The following is a 706-nucleotide window of genomic DNA, read 5'->3' on the forward strand; positions in this document are numbered from 1 at the left end:
AGCCTCAATTATGCGCTGAAGGAGCTTCTCCGGCTTTTGAGTTGCATATCCCAGTATTTCTTTGCCAGTTTTGGGAGGAAGTATATCAGTCCATACCGTATGAACACGCCTTCCTTGCTCCACATATTCGTCCATATACTGTTTAAGATAAGGAATTCCTGTCGATGAATAGTATATTTTGTTTTTCTTCTCCAGATCGTCAATTCCAATCTGAGCGTAGCTCCAATGCCTTCCCGGAGGAGGGGCTAAGTCGGTGCCGCGAAAGCGACGAGACGGGCCAGAGCCAGGAGCCGTGATCGGGCCGGCAAAAAATCTCCTCCCAGTTTCCGCTTCTACTTGATTGAACCTCGTTTTGAGATGATCTTCGGAATGAGGTATAAATGTCGGATGAAAAACGTGATCTTCCGATTTTATGTAAGCAAACAACGTGTCATGAATTACTCCGAATTTCCCTGCATCATTGTGAGCACCTGTGCGCTGCCAAATAATTTCATTGAGGAATGCATCCTTACCAAATATTTCGTCAGCCGCAATCTTGACATAATGCCCAACGTGCCAATCTAGATGAATATAAATTGTCCCGTCGTTCTTCATCAATTCTTTAGCTAGGTAAAGTCTAGGAACAATCATCGATAGGTAAGATGTTGTTCCATTTGCCCAAGCGTCCGCATAGGCAAATTGTTCGATCGCATTCGGCCTTTGATCG

The 706-nt window shown here is 44.8% G+C and carries 1 protein-coding gene; it reads right to left on the minus strand.

All coding sequences use genetic code 11. The features are described 5' to 3' along the window. Positions 1-706, minus strand: a 706-nt coding sequence (locus AUL33_RS21910; protein ID WP_192843258.1) for a DNA methyltransferase, incomplete at both ends; no start/stop codon positions are given.

This window comes from Aureimonas sp. AU12, from assembly GCF_001463705.1.
Taxonomy (GTDB): Bacteria; Pseudomonadota; Alphaproteobacteria; order Rhizobiales; family Rhizobiaceae; genus Aureimonas.